Origin of the sequence: Aquabacterium sp. A3 (assembly GCF_038069945.1) — a bacterium.
Taxonomy (GTDB): domain Bacteria; phylum Pseudomonadota; class Gammaproteobacteria; order Burkholderiales; family Burkholderiaceae_C; genus Aquabacterium.
On record NZ_JBBPEV010000001.1, the window covers coordinates 48179 to 65491 of the forward strand.

17 protein-coding genes are annotated in these 17313 nt (G+C 61.2%); 10 read left to right on the forward strand and 7 right to left on the reverse strand.

Annotation, left to right across the window (positions count from 1 at the left end):
- The first annotated feature begins 48 nt into the window (after positions 1-48).
- A complete protein-coding gene (locus tag WNB94_RS00200; RefSeq protein ID WP_290871145.1) occupies positions 49-2100 on the forward strand; it encodes a ParB/RepB/Spo0J family partition protein in 2052 nt (683 codons plus the stop codon).
- Positions 2101-2161: 61 nt separating this feature from the next.
- Here the strand turns inward: WNB94_RS00200 and WNB94_RS00205 are convergent, their stop codons facing one another.
- Entirely contained in the window at positions 2162-3355 is a 1194-nt protein-coding gene (locus WNB94_RS00205; protein ID WP_341387566.1) for a phage integrase N-terminal domain-containing protein, read from the reverse strand.
- A 1214-nt stretch (positions 3356-4569) separates the two neighbouring features.
- Here WNB94_RS00205 and WNB94_RS00210 point away from each other — a divergent pair.
- The 7 genes from WNB94_RS00210 (at position 4570) to WNB94_RS00240 (ending at position 12040) form a co-directional block, all read left to right on the forward strand.
- On the forward strand, positions 4570-5610 hold the full coding sequence (locus WNB94_RS00210) for a PRTRC system protein D (protein WP_290871143.1): 1041 nt from the start codon (positions 4570-4572) through the stop codon (positions 5608-5610).
- Complete coding sequence (locus WNB94_RS00215; protein ID WP_290871142.1) at positions 5607-5873, forward strand: hypothetical protein; 267 nt, start codon at positions 5607-5609, stop codon at positions 5871-5873. Before WNB94_RS00210 ends, WNB94_RS00215 begins: the two co-directional genes overlap by 4 nt.
- Positions 5874-6157: 284 nt before the next feature.
- Positions 6158-8014: a KAP family P-loop NTPase fold protein gene (locus WNB94_RS00220; protein ID WP_290871141.1), complete on the forward strand. Its 1857-nt coding sequence runs from the start codon at positions 6158-6160 to the stop codon at positions 8012-8014.
- Positions 8015-8283: 269 nt separating this feature from the next.
- Entirely contained in the window at positions 8284-8850 is a 567-nt protein-coding gene (gene qatB, locus WNB94_RS00225) for a Qat anti-phage system associated protein QatB (RefSeq protein ID WP_341387568.1), read from the forward strand.
- Complete coding sequence (gene qatC / locus WNB94_RS00230) at positions 8847-10115, forward strand: Qat anti-phage system QueC-like protein QatC (RefSeq protein ID WP_290871139.1); 1269 nt, start codon at positions 8847-8849, stop codon at positions 10113-10115. The genes qatB and qatC overlap by 4 nt, the downstream gene beginning before the upstream one ends.
- On the forward strand, positions 10112-10867 hold the full coding sequence (qatD, locus tag WNB94_RS00235; RefSeq protein ID WP_290871138.1) for a Qat anti-phage system TatD family nuclease QatD: 756 nt from the start codon (positions 10112-10114) through the stop codon (positions 10865-10867). The genes qatC and qatD overlap by 4 nt, the downstream gene beginning before the upstream one ends.
- A 27-nt stretch (positions 10868-10894) precedes the next feature.
- Complete coding sequence (locus WNB94_RS00240) at positions 10895-12040, forward strand: competence protein CoiA family protein (RefSeq protein ID WP_290871137.1); 1146 nt, start codon at positions 10895-10897, stop codon at positions 12038-12040.
- Between the two features lie 302 nt (positions 12041-12342).
- Here WNB94_RS00240 and WNB94_RS00245 read toward each other — a convergent pair whose 3' ends face one another.
- The 4 genes from WNB94_RS00245 to WNB94_RS00260 all read right to left on the reverse strand — a co-directional run bounded on the left by WNB94_RS00245 (position 12343) and on the right by WNB94_RS00260 (position 14981).
- Entirely contained in the window at positions 12343-13212 is an 870-nt protein-coding gene (locus WNB94_RS00245) for a hypothetical protein (protein ID WP_341387571.1), read from the reverse strand.
- A gap of 52 nt (positions 13213-13264) precedes the next feature.
- Positions 13265-13900 carry a DUF1109 domain-containing protein gene (locus WNB94_RS00250; protein WP_341387573.1) on the reverse strand — a complete coding sequence of 212 codons (636 nt, stop codon included), beginning with the start codon at positions 13898-13900 and terminating at the stop codon, positions 13265-13267.
- On the reverse strand, positions 13897-14523 hold the full coding sequence (locus WNB94_RS00255) for a sigma-70 family RNA polymerase sigma factor (protein WP_341387574.1): 627 nt from the start codon (positions 14521-14523) through the stop codon (positions 13897-13899). Before WNB94_RS00255 ends, WNB94_RS00250 begins: the two co-directional genes overlap by 4 nt.
- A gap of 95 nt (positions 14524-14618) precedes the next feature.
- The gene (locus tag WNB94_RS00260; RefSeq protein ID WP_341387575.1) at positions 14619-14981 is read right to left on the reverse strand and encodes a DoxX family protein; all 363 of its coding nucleotides are present in this window, start codon (positions 14979-14981) and stop codon (positions 14619-14621) included.
- Positions 14982-15169: 188 nt separating this feature from the next.
- Between WNB94_RS00260 and WNB94_RS00265 the strand changes: the two genes are divergently transcribed.
- Entirely contained in the window at positions 15170-15559 is a 390-nt protein-coding gene (locus WNB94_RS00265; RefSeq protein WP_341387576.1) for a thioredoxin family protein, read from the forward strand.
- Positions 15560-15590: 31 nt separating this feature from the next.
- The gene (locus WNB94_RS00270) at positions 15591-16316 is read left to right on the forward strand and encodes a cytochrome c biogenesis CcdA family protein (RefSeq protein WP_341387577.1); all 726 of its coding nucleotides are present in this window, start codon (positions 15591-15593) and stop codon (positions 16314-16316) included.
- 17 nt (positions 16317-16333) lie between these two features.
- Here WNB94_RS00270 and WNB94_RS00275 read toward each other — a convergent pair whose 3' ends face one another.
- Positions 16334-16732 (reverse strand): SirB2 family protein, encoded by a 399-nt coding sequence (locus WNB94_RS00275; RefSeq protein ID WP_341387578.1) that lies wholly within the window; start codon positions 16730-16732, stop codon positions 16334-16336.
- A gap of 48 nt (positions 16733-16780) precedes the next feature.
- Positions 16781-17275 carry a methyltransferase family protein gene (locus WNB94_RS00280; protein ID WP_341387579.1) on the reverse strand — a complete coding sequence of 165 codons (495 nt, stop codon included), beginning with the start codon at positions 17273-17275 and terminating at the stop codon, positions 16781-16783.
- Positions 17276-17313: the final 38 nt, after the last annotated feature.

Genomic DNA, 17313 nt, shown 5'->3' on the forward strand with positions numbered 1-17313 from the left:
TGCATGGACACGCACAAGGCATGTCCCTCAACCGTGCAGGAGCCCCCCATGAAATTCACCAAGGCAGAGATCGATGCCGTGATTGCAGCATCCCCCCGTACCACCGCGCCCTTGAACAAGCTGGTGCTGTCGGCAGACCATCAGGTGCGCCCAGGCGGCAGCACCAGCAAGATGAGCATCGCCGAGTTGGCTGCGTCCATCCTGGACTGCGGCGTGTTGCAGAACCTGATCGTCATCAAGGGCCTGCGTGGCCTGTTTGAAGTGTGCGCCGGTGGCCGTCGCCTGGAGTCGCTGAATTTGCTGATGAGCAACGGCGACATCCCTGACAACTACCCCGTGCCCATCCTCATCGTGCCTGCCGACAAGGCGCTGATGGCCAGCCTGTCCGAGAACATCTTCCATGTGCCCATGCATGCCGCCGACGAGTACCTGGCCTTCTCGCGCCTGTTGGGCGAAGGCAAGTCCGTCGAGACGGTGGCTGCGGCCTTTGGGGTCACCCCCCTGGTGGTCAAGCGCCGCATGAAGCTGGCAAGCGTGTCGCCCAAGCTGATGGACGAGTTCCGGGTGGATGACATCAGCCTGGAATGCCTGATGGTGCTGGCCTCGGTCGATGACCACGAAAAGCAGGAACAGGCCTGGGCTGGCTTGCCGCAATGGAACCGCCGCCCCGACTACTTGCGGCAATTGCTGACGCAGGGCGACATCGAGTCCGACCGTGACCCGGTGGCGAAGTACGTGACGCTCAAGACCTACGAGAAGGCAGGAGGGGTCACACGCCGTGACCTGTTCAGCGACGATGACAAGAAAGCTTACCTGTTGGATGCGCCGTTGCTGGAACGTCTGGCCGTGGAGAAACTCAACAAGAAGGCCAAGCAGGTGCGTGCCGAGGGCTGGAAGTGGGTGGACGTGCGGGTGCGCTATGACCGTGACGAGTACACCGGCCACACCGAGTTGCGCAAAGTACGGCGCGAACCCACAGAGCAAGAGGCCACTGCGCTGGCGGACCTGGAAGCTGCGATGCAGGCAGTGCAACAACGCATGGAGGTGCTGGACGACATGGACGGCGATGACGCGGACCAGGGTGACGGCGCGGCATACCAGGAGCTTGAAAGCGAGCAAGCAGCCTTGCAACTGCGGCTCAAGGCCCTCAACGACGAACTGAGCGTGTGGCCCGCTGACCTGATGGCACAGGCCGGGTGCGTGGTCCACGTGGGGCACAACGGCGCGGCCACGGTGAAATGTGGCCTGATCCGCCCGGAGGACCGCAGTGCCGTGGCCCATGTCCTGACGCAGGGCGCTGGGCAGGCAGGTGAGGGCGGTGCACAAGGGGACATGCTGTCCGGCCCACCGGCCAAGGTTCGCCCGGTTTACTCCGACAAGCTGATGCGCCGCCTGACGGCACATCGGGTCGCCGCCGTGCAGGCCGAGTTGATTGCACGGCCTGATGTGGCCTTGGTCGCGCTCACGGCTCAGTTGGCCCAGAAGCTGTTCCTGAGCCGCGACTACCGCTACCACCAGCAGCCACAGGTGCTGGATGTCTCGGTCACGGACAGCCAGTCTGCGCTGCAATCCGCTGCCGATGACATCGAGGCCTGCCCGGCATGGTTGCGCATGGAGGCTGAGCGCAGCGCCTGGGCGCAGAAGTTGCCGCAAGACTTGGATGCCGTGTTCCCTTGGCTGCTGGCACAAGATCAAGCCACGGTGCTCCAACTGCTGACCGTGGTGGTGGCGTGCTCGGTCACCGGCATTCAGGGCGTGGAGTCACCCACCCAACGCACCGATGTGTTGGCAGAGGCCTTGGGTCTGGACATGCGCCGCTGGTGGACAGCCAATGGCCCTTCCTACCTGAACCATGTGTCCAAGAGCCGCGTGGTGGACGTGGTCACCGAGGCGGTGGACATCAACGCGGCAGCGCCGCTGGCAGGTATGAAGAAGGATGCCGCCGTGGTGGCCGCTGAGTTGGCCTTGGCGGGCTCCGGTTGGTTGCCTCCATGCCTGCGGGGTCAAGCTGCCTCGGTTGCGACGATAGGCGAAGGCGGGGCTGCCACCCTGGACGATTCCCATTCTGAGGTCGATGAACTCGCGGAGTCAGCGGCCTGAGGCTCACAGAGCTTTTCCGACCAACCCGGCGCAGGCAAGGGCACTGCGCCGTTGGCGTTGGTCACGCCCGCTCTGGCGGCGCGTCGTCCATGCCATCCGCATCACGTGATCCAGGATGGCGCTGCACTCGCACCGCACCAAGGTAGGCCCCCGAAGCGCGTATGCGCGCATGCCCGGCCAATCTGGACACGGATTGCCTGGCCTGACGGTCAAGTTCCGGTGGCACCATCTGCCCGCCACGCACCGGGGGTGGGGTTCCTACAAGGGCCTCATAGTGACCGATCAACACCTCATGGCGCAGGCCGTGGGCGGTCACCCCGCGTTCGCGCACGGTGATGCCGAACTTGGTCAACACGTAGTCAAAGTGCCTGAGGTTCTTGCGCAGGTCATGGGCGGGGTTGCCCATGTGGGCATCCTGGCTGCTGACCACGCCCTGCGCGAATGCTACGGCGGCAAGCCGCGCAGGGCTGTCCAGCGGGATGTGGCGCACCCGGCCTCCCTTGCCCTTGATCCTGGCGTACCGATCAGCCAACTTGTCCTCGGGCGGCAGGCCCGTGGACTCGAAGGGCACGACGCTCTCAAACGGCCGAAACAGCACCGATTCCTTGCGGCGCAGGCCCATGGCGCGGATCAATCGCAACGAAGCCCCCACAAAGCGGTCGTGGTCACAGACCTGGGTGATCAAGGCGTCGATGTCCACCCCATTTGCCGACCAACCTTTGTCCCGGCTGGCGTACTCATGGCGCTGGTATTCGTCAACGCTCAGGCCGTAGTGGTCCGGTGATCGCACGAAGCCATGCTTGCCCATCCACATGGCCAGGCCTCGCAGAAAGCTCAGGTAGGTCTGGATCGTCGCCGGGGCCAGGTGCTCCTGCTGCCAGACCTGCACCATGGCCCGGATGTGCTTTTGCCCCAGGTTGCGCGGGTCAGGCACCGTCTTGAACCCGGCCTTTGTCTTCAAGTCCCGAAAGAATCGGCGCAGGAACTGGGCGCGCTCTTGCCGTGTCTTGTGTGAGACTGTCTTGGCCATCGAGGTGTGCAGGGCGTTGAACAGTTCGATCAACACTTCCAGCACCTTGAGCGGTGGCGTCTTGCCCGTGGGGTAGTGGGCAAGGATGTCCTGGGGTGACTTGCCCGCCCAGCTTTGACGGCGTGCGGGCTGGTGCTGGCTTGAGCGTCCAGGGCTGGATGCTTCCTGAACCCGGCTCCGTGATGATCTGGGCCTTGTGGATCGAGTGATGGATGAGTCAGACATGATGTGTGCCCATGGTCAAGGGCCCGCCGCCCGAACAGCGGGTTGGTCGTGAGTGAAGGTGGAATCCCATGGAGATCGCCGATGGCGCGGATTCCGTCGCCCCATCGGGTCGTGGTCAAGCATTCAGCGCCGCACGCGACCACGACAGGTGCGGCGCCTACCCAAAGGTTTGTCGGTCGGTGTGCCTGCGTTGATGCATCGACACCGGCCAACTCGGTCTTTCTTAAAAACGAAACGGGTGATCCGTCCCAGTCGTGCATTTCTGCAGCCGTGGGGTTGGTGATGCCGGTTTGCCTCTGGGGCATGGACGGCATCGGCGCGGAGGTCTGGCCTCACGCGTCTGTGGTGGATCAGTTCTGGATTCGGAGCGCCATCCACTCGCATGGGTCCACCCCTGACCGAAAATCCAGGGCGGTGCCGAGTTCATGAGCGAGGTCGCACGGGGAGCCTAAAGAGGCAAACACAACCGTGCGGTGCGCCGAGGCGCAGGCTCAAGGGATGGCGGGAACAGCGGTTCAGCATCGGGTGCCGACTGCGTGCTCGAAGACCGTGGCGCGTTTCAGGAACGCCCAACTCAGGGAGTTGGCAGGGCCATCGGTGCATGCACTGCGAAGAAGACCTCAGGGCCAGCACCTCAGGGGCGATGGCGAATTCCGGTTCAAGGACCGGAGCTTGGAGGGCAGGTAACGACTGCGACGCCTTTTGCTCCATCGGGAGCAGAGCCAGGACGGCTCTCGGGAATCTGTAGTGGAATCGCCGGGGGCCCTTAGGTCAAGGACCACAGCCGCAATGGCCCACATAGCCGGGCGTTTGAGCGTGGCGAACTAGGGGCGCGCAACATGCCCTTGAGTCGTGCTTATTTACTGATAGGGCTCAAGCGCCAGACAGCCCGTGGGCTTGACATCAAAAAATCCTGCCTCTGGTTCCCAACACAGGTTCTCGATGGGCTGAGATGGACATCGACGGCGCCTGCCTCGGGCGTGGCGAGAGGGGTTGACGAGTGTCATTCGAATGAGAACGTGGTGACACACGCGACCCCAGAACCCAGAGCCCGAAGGTTTGGCAACAGGCCAATGTCATTGCGGCGCATGCGGGCTGACAGTGAATCTGCACCGATGCCGAAATCGGGTGTTCTGAGTCGGGGTTTGCCGTGGCGGGATCGTGTCAGCTTGCTGATGCTGATCGCTCATGAACCCACGCCTTGGAGGCTCATCATGGATTTGATCGTCAGAGCGGTGGATGTCGGATCAGGCAACACCAAATACGTCGTTGGCACGGAGGGCACCGAGATCCGCTGCGCCAGCTTTCCTTCCATTGCCTACCCGAGCGCCAGCGAGACTCAGGCCTGGTCGGCATCCGAGCGGCGCAAAACCGTGTCTATCCCCATCGGACACTTGTTCTACGAGGTAGGTCCCGATGTCCACCTGGTGGCCGATTCCGTGCGTGCAACCCAATTGCACGACGAGTACACCGACACGCCCGAGTACATGGCCTTGCTTCGAGGCGCCCTGCATCTCATGAAGCAAAGTCGCATCGACCTCCTGGTGGTGGGCCTGCCTGTGGCCCTGCTGCACCTCAAGAAGGCGGCGCTGGAGAAGGCGATGACGGGAACGCATGACGTTGGGAGTGGCAAGACGGTGACTGTCGTCAAGGCACTCGCTGTGGCGCAGCCTCAGGGAGCATTGGCGCATTACGCATCGGTGCACAAGAAGATGGCCACCATCGGCAATGAGCAAAGCTTGATCATCGACCCTGGCTCAAGAACTTTCGACTGGTTGGTGGCCAGGGGCATGAGGCAGGTGCAAAAGCAAAGCCATTCGTTCAACCGTGGCATGTCGGATGTGCTGCGCCTGATCGCCGCCGAGATCACCAAGGACATCGGCAGCCCCTATCGCGACCTCGACGCCATCGACCTGGCCTTGCGAACGGGCAAGCAGCCAGTGATTTTCCAGAAGTCCTACGACATCACCAGATTCATGCCCATGGCTGAGGCGGTGGCGCAGCAGGCCGTGTCGGCAATGAAGCAGTACATCGAATCGCCACACAGCTTGCAGAACATCATCCTGGTCGGCGGCGGTGCCTTCCTGTTCAAGAAGGCGGTGAAGGCGGCGTTCCCGAATCACAAGATCCATGAGGTCAAGGAACCTATGTTCGCCAATGTGCGGGGCTTTCAACTGGCAGGGCAGAACTATGCGCGGACGGTGATGGCCGCGCCACGGACTGAAGGTGCGACGCCGTCGGGGAGCAAGCAATGAGCGCCAACGCCAAGGTCAGTGGGGAGCCGATCCGACTGGTGTTTGAATTGGCGCGTGCCGATCACCCCAGGCTGTACGACGATCTGATCCAGTTCCCCAAGGGCACGAAGAGGATCAATCGACTGCGGGTGCTTGCTTATGATGGATTGCTCGCCCAATGTGGGCACCTGGTGCCCAGCGGTTCAAGTCATCGGGAATTGGTGGCCGAGTCCAGCGGCTCAATGATCACCAACGATCTGTTTGGCCCATCGGCCAGCGAGTGAGTGGTTTGCTCCCGTAATTCGATGCGGCGCGACTGAAAAGGGCAAGATCGAAAGTGCCGGTGACTACGCCCGCAGCGGTGCCATCATGAGCAATGACAGGGTATTCAATGTGATCTTGGATAAGCCGGTCTGGCGTCTGATGGAACTCGATTACTACGGAACGCAGCGACAAGTCTTGGTGGGCCGATGCGTAAGTCGTTATGCCGGCATTCAATGCCGAACAGCCACGAATATCTTCTTCGCCTATATTTGCATTCCAAGCACGAATGAGGGAGCCATCTAGGATGTGGAACGATGTCGAAGCCAAAATTGACTTGCTCAATTTTTCACATGTGGCGAAAGCGGCCGCGCAACTGATCCAGGACGCTGGCGGTGAACCGTTGACCATCGGTGTTTCCGGAAACTGGGGAGCCGGAAAATCGTCATTGGTGAAGATGATCGGTGCCGAGTTGAAGGCCAGCGCCGGTGATGAGAAATACATCTTCCTGGAATTCAATGCCTGGCTCTACCAAGGATACGACGATGCTCGACAGGCGCTTTTGGATGCTGTGGCCGACAAGCTGGTCGCTGTTGCTGAGTCGCGTAAAACCGCCGTCGACAAAGCCTGGGGATTCGTCAAACGGATCAAGCTTTTGCGCGTAGGCCGGATGCTTGCACCCATTGGCGTCCAAGCACTGATCGGTGGAACTCTCGGCGGCCCACTTGGAGCCCTTGTAGGTGCTGTCAGCGGGATGGTGCAGGCGGGTTCGGTTGTTCCGGCGGACATTGAGAAGGTCAAGGCCGCCTATGGTGAGCTGCAGCCCGAATTCGCCGGTCTGCTCAAGGAGAAGAGCGAGCGCTCTTTGCCCCAGGAGATTGAGGCCCTTCGCGGTGCCTTCACTGAACTGCTGAAAGAACTGGACGTTACCCTGGTGGTGCTTGTCGATGACTTGGACCGTTGCTTGCCAGACACCGCGATCGACACACTGGAGGCGATGCGATTGCTTCTTCATGTCGAGCGCACGGCTTTCATCATTGCCGCTGATGAGGGAATGATCCGCAGCGCCGTGCGCGCGCACTTCAAGGACGCTGAGATCAGCAATGAGCTTGTCACCAGCTATTTCGATAAGCTGATTCAAGTTCCGCTGCAGGTGCCGCGCTTAGGCACCACGGAGGTCAAGGCGTACTTGGTCCTGCTGTTGACCGATCTGGCTCGTCGGCGCAAACAGATCACTGAAAAAACCATGAACGAGGCACAGCGAAAGGTCCTCGAACTCGCAAAAAAAGGATGGTCAGGATTGTCCGCGAAAGACATCCGCGCTGCCTTTGGTGCCGAGGTCGACAAGGTCGCGAAGGAAATCGACTTAGCGGACCAGCTCGCGCATATTCTTGCGAGCGCCGAGCAGATTGCCGGAAACCCTCGGTTGATCAAGCGCTTCCTCAACAACTTGGTGCTTCGCGAGGCAATCGCTAAGTCCCAAGGTATGAGCATCGGCTTTCCCGAGCTGGTGAAGCTTCAGCTGTTTGAGAGGTGCGCCAACGCGGTTGGTTTTGAGCACTTGGCCAAGGCTGTGGCAGCGAGCGATGACGGCAAGGTGCAGTTCATCGCTGACTTGGAAGCTGCGGCGCAGAAGGGAGACGCATGGGTCGCGCCCACGGCCTGGCCTCAGCCCTTTTACGAGCAGTGGGTGAAGCTCGCACCGCAACTGGGTGATGTCGATCTGCGTCCGCTCATGCACTTAAGTCGTGATCGGAAGCTTGCGATCGCAGCGTACGACGAACTCAGCCAGGAAGCGCAGAAGATGCTCGATGCACTTCTTGGGGCGACCTCCGTGATTCCAACTCTGGTCGACCAGATCAAAGCCCTGGGCGAAAGCGAGGCCGAGCGCGTGCTGATGCGTTTGGGTCGCAAGGCACGAACCGAGCAGTTCACTGCCGACTCCGTCGCACGCTGCCTGAACATTACGAAGGCCTTCCCCGCGCTAGGACCTCAACTTGCTCTCTTGTTGGGTGAAATACCTTCTACCCGTCGGCCCATCGCGCTTGTACCGCTTCTGCAGAACGAGACATGGGCCACAAGTGAGTTGCAGCGTTGGGAGGTTGATGCTGATACCCCGACTCCAGTCAAGCGAGCGATCTCCGCGAAGAGGGGGAAATCGTAATGGGAACTTCCGCGTCAAGCGCTGGCCCAGGCGGCAACGTTTCTTTCGACCCTCCATGGCTGAATGACATTCCTGTCGGTGGAGCTGGCGAAGTGGATGCGGAGGCTCGATCGGGAGGTGGCGATGCGACTGCGTCGCCTCAACCTGCTGCGGAGGGCGTGGCCCCTGCAAGTCGATTCAAAGGTGCGCGTGCCAGTTTAGGAGCCTTCGCCCGCAGTGGCGACACCCAAGCGCTAGGGCGCGCGGCCGGCCAATACTCGCGGACCGGTATGGGTGGTGCGCGCAACGTTGCCGCGCGTATGCGCACTTCGACAAAAGCGGGGGCCGGCCTAGGCTCGTTCCTGCAGGCGGCACGGGAGCGATCGGATCCCCGGATCAACGAGTGGATGGATACCCTGCGCGCGACCAGCCCCTCGGCACAGACCGTTATCGATGCAATCGTTGCTCAGATCATTCCGGAGGGTGGCAGCGTCGATGAGGAGTCAGCGAAGGATTCAATGGCACAGGCCCTTTCCGAACTCACGGTTCTCGACCCGGATGTTGATCTGCTTGCGTTGCAAGACCCTCAGATCTGGACCCTCATGCAACTGTATTTGGGGCATGAAGCCTGCAACCGCATGTACGCAGACATCGGTCAACTGTTCGAGAGCGCGAGGTTTTCTCCCTCGACCATCGTCCAGCGGACCAATGAAATGCGAAGCTTCTTAAAGAACTCCGTGGCCGCACAGTTGGAGACTATCCGGGACGCGACGCCGAACCCGACGCGCCAGCAGCTGGAAACAGTGTTGCGTGAGGCGGTACAGACAACCTTCATGGTGTTCGAGGATTCGATATGAGCCGAGTCATCTGTCTCCCCCAGCAGATGTTGCCACGTGATTTGGAGCGCGGTACGGTGTACTACTCGATGTACACCGCGTCGCAGCGCCAAGACGTGGGCTCCGTAGGCACCGGTCTGCTCGACGACCTCGAACTCAAAGGCATTTACCCAAGCCTGCCGGCGTGGGATTTCGCAACTTTCGCCCTGGCTGTCGGGGCGTCAGACTTGGCTGTTCAGCGGTCTAACAGCGCAGACGGATGGACACGCGTGATTGAAATGGAAGTGGCCTTACAGAATCCTGAGCCCTTCAGCGCACGCAAGCGAGACATTGAAGAGATGCTTCGCTTTCTAACCGGGGACTTTTGGCATCTGACCTTTCTTGAAGGGGGGCGGCCGCGGGCACTCTCCACGGCTCCGGCGCGCTTCGACGCTGACTGCGTGTGCCTCTTGTCAGGCGGAATGGACAGCCTGGTCGGTGCAATCGACCTCACGGTACTTGGCAAGAAGCCATTGTTTGTCTCTCAGCTTGTGAAGGGCAACCGGGAGGATCAGCACCATTTTGCTCGCCGTTTGGGGGGCGCTGACCGGCACCTGCTGTGGAATAGCAACGTCCGTTCGACGGTGGATCACGAACTATCTACTCGCGCTCGCTCGATTGTGTTCTACGGCTTTGCTGCCTTGGCAGCATCTGCGTTGCCAGACATCGATCCCCTTTATGTTTACGTTCCGGAGAACGGATTTATCAGCCTCAACATTCCGTTGAACCCGGGCCGCATGGGTTCACTCAGCACGAAAACCACCCACCCCGTGTTTCTGCATCACTTGCAAGATCTCTGGGATGCGCTGGGCATTGGGGCGTCATTTCACTCGCCTTACAAGTATCTGACCAAGGGAGAGGTTCTCATGGGATGCCAAGATTTGCCTTTGATGAACCATTTGATGCCGCGGACGACGAGTTGCGGTAAATACGGCCGATTGAACGAGCATTGCGGAAGATGTCTTCCATGCTTGGTCAGACGGGCAGCCTTCTTCAGGGCCGACACCCAAGATCCAACGCCAAGTTATCGCTATGGAAATCTCAAGGCAACCGCGCCTTCAGGTAACGCAAATGACACCCATGCTGCAGCGATCGCTTATCTCCGTTATCTGTCAGACGGCGTTGGTCCCATGGCTGCCGGAGCATTGACCTTTGCGACACCAGATGAGCGCGCTTCGTTCCAGCGGGTGGTAGAGGCTGGCATCGGCGAGTTGGGTGCATTTCTCGAGCACGAGGGCATCATTTGATCGATTTCCACAGTCACCTGGATCTGTATCCGAATGCCCTGAGCCTGCTCCCACAAGTTGCGAAGCAGAACATCTTTACGCTGGTTGTTTCCACAAGTCCCAGAGCTTGGTTGGCCACATCGCGAGTATTTGCGGGGTATTCCAACATCAAGGTGGCCCTTGGACTTCATCCAGAGATAGCCGTTGCGAAGGCGGCGGAGATGGATCTCTTGGTCAGTCTCGTAGCGCAAGCCGAGTTCATCGGCGAGATCGGTCTGGATGGATCGCCACGCTTCAAGCATTCGCTGGCACTGCAGCGAAGGATATTGGATGTGGTCCTTGCGGAATGCGAGCGTGTCGGCGGGCGAGTCATGAGTCTGCACTCTCGTGGTGCGGCGGACCAAGTTCTGGATGCTCTAGAGGCACATCCGAAAGCTGGCACGCCTGTGCTTCATTGGTTTTCTGGCACGAAGAAACAGCTACGTCGCGCGGTTGATCAGGGTGCCTGGTTCAGTGTCGGGCCCTCGATGGTTGCGAGTGAGAAAGGTCGGCAGCTCGTGGCAGAAATGCCTGCTGCCAACGTGTTGCTGGAGACGGACGGACCATTTGCAACCAAGGCGGATGGAACGCCGTGGTTCCCATGGGAAACAGTCCATGCAGTTCAGACGTTGTGCGGCATTTGGAAGATGCCGGTTGAACAGGTTCGTGGGCAGCTAGTTTCCAACCTCAAAACTATCGTGCCAGGACTGTTGACTACTGGCGGGATCGAATGACCAGCAGAGAAAAACGCACCATTTCGTATGTCACTCAAATGCACTTCAAATGATCAAGAACTGCTCTCCATCGATTTCGATAATGAGGGCTGGGAAAATCTGCGGGCGCGAAACCGAAAAGATCGTGCGTTGAAGATGACATGCTGCGGCGCTGACGTGGTGCTTCGGCAAACGAAGCTCGGTACCCAGTACTTCGCCCATGCCAAGAAGGGGCGTTGCACGGCCGTTACAGACACGGCAGAGGCCATGATTGCAAGAGAGGCAATCGCCAAAGCGGTGCGACGCGCGGGATGGAATGCTTCGCTCGAAATGCCTAGAGCACTGGTTGAAGAAGGCGGGTGGACGCTCGACGTGCAGGCAGACCGCGAGGGAGGGAAGCCGGTGGCGTTCAAGGTCCAATGGGGGCGCTTGCCGTTGGATGAAGTGGCTCACTACCAGGCCATGTCTCAGGCTGCGGGAATCCGCACACTCTGGTTCATGCGGCAGCAGAGCATTCCAGTCGAAAAGGCTACTCCGGCATTCAGGCTTAGCCATGATGTTGATACCAACACGTGCTTTGTGTCCTTGCCGGGGCCTTGCTACCATCCAGTTTTCGCGAGCAGCAAGAACAGCGAAGGCCCGAACTACTGGCAGCAGCACGTCGATCTGGGCAGCTTTGTCGAAGGTGCATTGGCGGGGAAGTTGCGCTTTGCACCACAGGTTGGGTGCACCTTGCCGTTGGACGTTTGCGTTGCATACACCGAGTGCTGGCGCTGCAAGAAGACGACGGGCCTCGTTATCGACCTATGCTTCGCAGCCAGTCGGGTGCTTCAGGGTGCCGCAGACGTAACCGCGAATATCTACGACTTCGACGACGAGCGTAGGGGAGCCGACCTGTTGATGGCAACGCTGCCGGTCGAAACCCTTGCACGCCACGGCATCGGTGCGATCAAGCCGCGATTCAGTCGAACGGAAGGGCGGACCTGCCTTTCCAACGGGTGTATCCACTGCGACGCGCTGCAAGGGCGTTTCTTCGACCACGAGGTCGCCTACGACGCGCAGCCGGTCTTAAGTGTCGATGTGCTGTTCGACGACCGCTGGGTTTCTCACCTGGAGGATCGGGATGCCATCGATAGGTGGTGGTTTGACGATCGACCATGCGACGGTGCCGCAGAGGATGCTCCACAGAGCTAAACTTTTTGGTGTCCCGCAAAGAGGACGCCACGATCGCTTCCAGGACCAGGCTTGGTGCTTGACGCCTCAAACCGTGAGTGCAGTTCAACCCACATTTTCAGGCTCGCCGTGTACACTAGAAAGCGCGTTATGGCTGTCGGTTGACCGGCAACCATCGTTGCAATCACCGCCTTTTAGCGTCGGTAAAAATGACGGTAGAAAGAAATCTTGGAACTCCAAAAACCTAGTGTTCATGCGGCTCTCAAGGTGCCGGAAATGATCGAGTGGGAGTGATTTGTCGAAGCCCCTGCAGGGGCTTTGATTTACCGAGCGGGTGAGCGGTGTCGGCGCGCGCTGCGACGGCGTCCCCTGTGCGGCCGTTGGCTTGTTCGTCGTGGGTTTGGTGGCGAGGAACGATCGCGATCCCTGCTGGGGATGCATGCCAGGATGAGCATCAGCGCGCCCATCAGCAAAGTGAGCAAGGCCAGGGTCAACAGGGTCGCCACGACGGCCTGAAAGTGGGCGGGGGCCTCCACAGACCAGGTCACCGGCAGTGCGCTGAACAGCGGCTTAAATTGCCCCGAGGCGATCTGAAACAGCAGGTGAAGCAGCCACGCGCTGCCCAGCAGCACCAGACTGACGCCACACAGCAGACCGGTGACCCTTGATGTGTGGGGCGTGGGATGCAGCAGGGTCCACAACGCCGCCAGCATCAGGAAGCCGAACCCGACCAGGAAACTGCCGGTCGACGGCTTGACTTCCTGAGGAACGTGGGCCATCCATCCCGCAACCGTCTGCGGTGTGAGGTCAAACCAGTCCAGCCTCCACGGGATGGCTGGTGATGCCGAGATGGGCAACACCGCCATCATCAGGGCCATCACCAGGGCCATGACGAACAGACCTGCAGAACTCCACGCCAGCACACTGATGACGCGAGGCTGATGGCGGGCGAGCCACGGTCGGTCATGATGGCTGAAGAGGCGCAGCATCAACGCCGTTGACAGGGCCAGACACGACAGCACGACCAGCCCAGTGGGAATCCCTGACAAGAGGATCCCGCCGTTTTTACCTGGCAAGTACAGCACCCCATTGGCGGCGGCCACGAGCGCAAACTGAAAAACGAGCAGGCCAATGAGGCCCAGGGCGACCCGCTGTCGAGTGTTGAGAAGATCAGGCTCTTGGGTGCGCATCATGGCTCAGGTGGCGCTCCATGCTGGCAGAGGGGTTGGGGCTCGTTCGCTGGGGTCACCAGCGCAAGCACCGGGCGCCCAACCAGGCGCCCACGGCCGAAGACAAGGCCATGCCCAGGGTGTACCACAGCGCCACGAAGGGCAACGAAGATTCTGGGCAGGACAGGGCGTAGCCCAGAGCCCCCACGGCGCCGGCCATCCAGCCAGCGGCCATGCCTGCCAGCAGCGGCCTTGTTGGGGCCAGCCCGCGCAAGGCCCAGATGGCAGCCGCCAGGGCGGGCAAGGACAGCGCAAGCACCCTGACAGGGCAAAGCCACCACGACGTACTCAGAACATCATCCCAGCGAGTCTCTGGCGGCGTGTTCAAGATGGATGCCACGCCCAGCGCCAGCATCACGGCCAGCACCGACTGGGTCAGGCGTTGTGCCCACACAAACGGCGCCCCCGGTTTGGCCAGGCGCGCGGTCAGCCAGGCGGCAGACAGACCCACCGCCATCGCGTAGGCGATTTTCATCCAGGGCACGCCAGTGGCGAACATCGCCGGTGGCAGCAGGCCGAACAAGGTGATGGCCGCGACAGCACTGGCAGGCAAACCCAGCAGTGCCACCAGGGACAGCCGCTTGGTCACCAGGCCTTGCGGTGCCGGGCCTGCTTCATGGGCCAGCAAATCGATCAGGGTGTCGGTTTTCATGCGGTACCTCCAGCGTGGCGACGCACCAGTTCGGCCAGGCGCTTCAACCCACGGTGCACCTGTACCTTGATGGCTGATTCAGAAGCGCCTGTGCTGGCTGCCGCTTCAGCCACCGACAAACCTTCCAGCTTGGTCAGCACAATCGCCTGACGTTGAGCCTCGGGCAGGTCGTTCAGCAGCACGGCCAGATCGCGGCGGGCACCGCCGTCGTCGGGCTCGCACGCCAGCAGGGCCTCGTCCACGTCCTCAATGGCATCGTGCCAGGCATCACGACGACCACGACGGCGCCATGCATCCACCAGTTTGTGGCGTGCGATCGCCACCGCCCACGCGCTGACAGGCAGGCTGGGGTCGTAGGTGCCCCGTTGCAGGTGCAAGGCCAGCAGGGTTTCTTGCACCAGGTCTTCCACTTCGTCGGGTTGTGCCGACAGGCGCCGTCTCAGGTAGGCGCGCAGCCTGCCGGCCAGCAGGGACAGACTCTGCCGGTAAGCGGCCTCATCACCATCTTGGGCGCGCAGCCAGAGGGGCTTGAGGGTTTGTTCAAGGTCGCCATGAGCGGCATTGACGGGCATGTGGGGCGTGATCGGCGTGACGCAGACGGAGTGCGCAGAGCTCGGGGGCATCAGCGCCAAGCCAGGCGCCTGTGGCGAGGATGCGAAGCTGAATGTGCCGAGCATCATGCCTGAAATCGCCTCTCCCATCGATCGACCCCACGCGCTCACGCCTTGGCCGTCATGACTGGAACCTGGCCGGCGCCGAGGGTGGAAAACCCATGCCAGGTGCGCCACACCGACAAGCCAAGGATGGTCGAGGCCACGGCCAGCATGCCCCATTCGGCATGAAGGAGGTGCGTGCCCACGGCACCCACCATGACCATGCTCAGCCCGGCAGAGGCCCACGCCGACCAGCGTTTCCACCACAGGGCCAGGCCACCGGCCACCTCGGCCGCACCAGTCGCATACATGAACCACAGGGCATAGCCCCAGCGCTCAAAAGCCTGAATCTCGAAGTCCAGTCCAGCCAGCTTGGCGCCACCGGACAGCACAAAGATCAACGACAGCACAGCAGTGAGGTAGGTCATGGTGGATCACTCCAGTTGAGAAAAAGACGAGCGCCTGCGTCGGCCCATGTCTGTTGATTCGCACGGCGGCAGACGGTGGTTACACAAGCGGCGAAAAAAAAGATGCGTGTCGCTGTAACCAATGTGCTCCGCCGTGCGTATGGGTTGATATCAGTTGTTTTTTCGTCCACAGCCAAAGGAGCGCTCTCATGATCCGTCGCACGTTCTCTGCCTTGCTGGCCACCGCTTTCCTGACCTTGGGTGCTGCATCGCATGCGCTGGAGGTTCAGCCTTACAACGCCACGGCACTCGCGGGCTTGCAAAACGCGGGCAAGCCCGTGGCAGTGCACTTCCATGCCGACTGGTGTCCCACGTGCGTCAAACAGGCGCAGTCGCTGGAGCAGTTGAAGGCCCGTGACCAACTCAAAGGCATGACCGTGCTGGTGGCCGATTACGACAAAGAGAAAGATCTCAAACGGCAGTACAAGGTGCGTTCGCAGTCGGTGTTGATCGTCTTCAAGGGCGATCAAGAGGTGGCCCGCCTGGGTGGTCAAACCCAGCCCGAGCCCATCGCCCAGGCCCTGGCCAAGGCCCTGTGATCACCGCGCCACCCTCAGCACATCACGCCCCATGATCTCTGTCACCGACATCGGCCTGGCCTGGGTGGCCGGCAGCCTCACCACGCTCAACCCCTGTGTGTTCCCGCTTTTGCCCTTGGTGCTGGGCGGGGCCGTGCAAGAAAATCGCCTGGCACCCGTGGCCATGGGCGCGGGCATGGTGACGGCGTTTGCGCTGCTGGGCCTGCTGGTGGGCGTGGCGGGTGACGCCCTGGGGCTGGACCCGGATCACATCCGCATGGCCGGTGCGGTGCTGTTGATCTGCTTTGGTGTGGTGATGCTGGTGCCGTGGTTGAACGAGCGCTTCACCAACCTCATGGCCCCGGTGGCCTCAGGGGCCAATCAGGCTTCGTCGCGCTTCAACGCGGGCTCCTTGGGTGGGGCGTTTGCGGTGGGCGGTTTGTTGGGCATGGTCTGGAGCCCCTGCTCGGGCCCCATGCTGGCCAGCGCCCTGACCATCGTGGCCACTGAGGGCGGTGCCTTGCGTGGCACGCTGGTGCTGGGCACCTTCGGCCTGGGGGCGGCCACCGTGCTGGTGGCGGCCGCCTATGCCTCACGCGCTGGATTTGGTCGCGTGCGCGGATGGGTGATGACGCACATGGATCGGGTCAAGCGCGGGTTCGGTGTGCTGGTGCTGCTGCTGGGCCTGGCCATACTGGCCGGGGGTGACAAGTGGCTGGAGGCCCGCTTGCTTCCCCTGATGCCCTCGGGCTGGATTGACCTCACCACGCGGTTCTGAGCCAGCAGGCACCAACATCACATGGCAAACCAGCCCAACACATCCTTGTGGCGCGCCATGCCATACATGTGGGCATAGCACAGCAGGGCCGCCACAAAGGCCAAGGCCTTGCCTGATCGGGTGGGAGCGCGCTTCAGCGCGAACACGCCCAACACCACGTAGGCCACCAGCAGCACCAGTTTGAGTTGCAACCAGGGCGTGTTCAGCATGCTGAACTGCATGGCCGCCAACAAGGCCACGGCGGTGGCCAGCAGCAGGGTGTCGATCACCATGCTGCCGATGCGCGGCAGCTTGTGCATGGGCCACCGCATACCTGCCAGCACGCCCAAGCCTCGAACGGTGAACACCATGATGGTGAGCATGGCAAATCCAGCGTGGCTGGCCTTGAGTTTGGGGTAGATCTCCAGCAAGGTCATGTTGAGTGTGGTTGAGTTTCAAAGGTAGATGATCAAGGCGAAGCGTGCTCACAACCAGCGGCGAGTCGACTGCATGTAGTGGGCATAAGGCTCACCAAACAACCCAAGCAGCGCTTGCTCTTCGGGTTGGATCTGAAACCGGGTGATGTAGGCCATGAAAGCCACCGGCCCCAGCAGGGTCAGCGGCTTGTCCAGGTACAGCGCCCAGGCCAGAAGGTTCAGGGCCAAGCCCACGTACATCGGGTTGCGCGTGATGCGGTACACCCCGCGCGTCACCAGTTGGCTGGCCCGTGCGGGGCTCAAGGGGTTGACGGTGGTCTTGAAACGCCAGAACTCGTACAGCCCCGCCAGATCAAAACCCAGCCCCATCGCCAGGGCCGGCAGCGCCATCCAGTGCACCCACGATGGCCAGACCAGCGCATCTGCGCCGGCGTCTGGCAGCCACCACATCAGGGCGGCCACCAGCAAGGCCACCACCGGTGGCGGCACTCGGTTGTTGAGGAACGACATGGACAGGCGCACGAAGGTTGAGTGGTCATGCATGCTAGCGCACAAGGGGATGCCTCTGCCTGCCTCGGGCT

Coding starts and splice junctions, on each gene's coding strand:
- WNB94_RS00260 (WP_341387575.1), bottom strand. CDS start 14,981: ATGACCTACCTCACTGCTGTGCTGTCGTTGATCTTTGTGCTGTCCGGT.
- WNB94_RS00245 (WP_341387571.1), bottom strand. CDS start 13,212: ATGATGCGCACCCAAGAGCCTGATCTTCTCAACACTCGACAGCGGGTC.
- WNB94_RS00200 (WP_290871145.1), top strand. CDS start 49: ATGAAATTCACCAAGGCAGAGATCGATGCCGTGATTGCAGCATCCCCC.
- qatC (WP_290871139.1), top strand. CDS start 8,847: ATGAGCCGAGTCATCTGTCTCCCCCAGCAGATGTTGCCACGTGATTTG.
- WNB94_RS00205 (WP_341387566.1), bottom strand. CDS start 3,355: ATGTCTGACTCATCCATCACTCGATCCACAAGGCCCAGATCATCACGG.
- WNB94_RS00240 (WP_290871137.1), top strand. CDS start 10,895: ATGTCACTCAAATGCACTTCAAATGATCAAGAACTGCTCTCCATCGAT.
- qatB (WP_341387568.1), top strand. CDS start 8,284: ATGGGTGGTGCGCGCAACGTTGCCGCGCGTATGCGCACTTCGACAAAA.
- WNB94_RS00215 (WP_290871142.1), top strand. CDS start 5,607: ATGAGCGCCAACGCCAAGGTCAGTGGGGAGCCGATCCGACTGGTGTTT.
- WNB94_RS00255 (WP_341387574.1), bottom strand. CDS start 14,523: ATGCCCCCGAGCTCTGCGCACTCCGTCTGCGTCACGCCGATCACGCCC.
- WNB94_RS00280 (WP_341387579.1), bottom strand. CDS start 17,275: ATGCATGACCACTCAACCTTCGTGCGCCTGTCCATGTCGTTCCTCAAC.
- WNB94_RS00220 (WP_290871141.1), top strand. CDS start 6,158: ATGTGGAACGATGTCGAAGCCAAAATTGACTTGCTCAATTTTTCACAT.
- WNB94_RS00210 (WP_290871143.1), top strand. CDS start 4,570: ATGGATTTGATCGTCAGAGCGGTGGATGTCGGATCAGGCAACACCAAA.
- WNB94_RS00265 (WP_341387576.1), top strand. CDS start 15,170: ATGATCCGTCGCACGTTCTCTGCCTTGCTGGCCACCGCTTTCCTGACC.
- WNB94_RS00250 (WP_341387573.1), bottom strand. CDS start 13,900: ATGAAAACCGACACCCTGATCGATTTGCTGGCCCATGAAGCAGGCCCG.
- WNB94_RS00275 (WP_341387578.1), bottom strand. CDS start 16,732: ATGACCTTGCTGGAGATCTACCCCAAACTCAAGGCCAGCCACGCTGGA.
- WNB94_RS00270 (WP_341387577.1), top strand. CDS start 15,591: ATGATCTCTGTCACCGACATCGGCCTGGCCTGGGTGGCCGGCAGCCTC.